This window comes from Bacteroides sp. AR20 (genome assembly GCF_964250605.1).
Classification (GTDB): Bacteria; Bacteroidota; Bacteroidia; order Bacteroidales; family Bacteroidaceae; genus Bacteroides; species Bacteroides uniformis.
The window spans coordinates 1-730 of the sequence record NZ_CAXUGK010000079.1 but is presented as its reverse complement, the minus strand read 5'-3'; the positions used below and the strand labels follow the sequence as shown (position 1 = coordinate 730).

Annotated in this window: 1 pseudogene; it reads left to right on the top strand. The window is 45.8% G+C overall.

Going from position 1 to position 730, the window contains the following annotated elements:
• Nucleotides 1-730 (top strand): annotated as a pseudogene (locus ACESTD_RS18450) (IS66 family transposase); the annotation flags it as partial.

Below are 730 nucleotides of genomic sequence, written 5' to 3'. Positions count from 1 at the left end.
TTGGAGGATTTTATGGCTCAGATGAAGGATCTGAAGGCTCAGGTGTCCTCTATGGAATCGAAACATGCTGACCTTGAGAATCGGTTGTCAGAAGAGCATAAACTTCGCAAATCGGCTGAACGTAAGATTAAATCACTTCAGGAAAGACTTGATTATGCCCATCAGGAACGTTTTGGTGATCGACGTCAAAAGATCAAATCTAAAGCTAAGACGGGTGATTCAGACCGGAACAAGGAGAAGGATGATTATGATGGAACCGATGATACGCTTCGCACGGATTCGGTTGGTCATGTCCAATCACCGGAGGTTAAAGAGCCTTCCGGGAAAGGCCGTGATTTGTCCAATCGTCCTGACGGTTATAAAACGACGGGAGTATCCGGAGAAGTAATAGAGCATCCTTCTGACTTGACAAAGGTTCCCGGTCGCATCATTGAAAGGAGAATGGTACGGGTGTTCAGTTTCCGTACTTTCCTTACGGAAGAATGTTTTGAGATGGTTCATTATGCAGAGCCTGGTAAAAAGCCCAGGTGGGGTTATTTCCCTTCTGAAGGCCATCCGGAGGTGGTGACCAGATTCGAGGGTACTAAAGCTACTCCTGAATTTCTGCAGGCTATCGCCTATGAAGTTTATGTGAAGAATGTGACTTTCGGTCTTCTTCACCAATGGCTGACAGATATGGGCATGACCGTTTCTAAAAACACATTGCGCAACTGGCTTAAGAAAGGCAAGA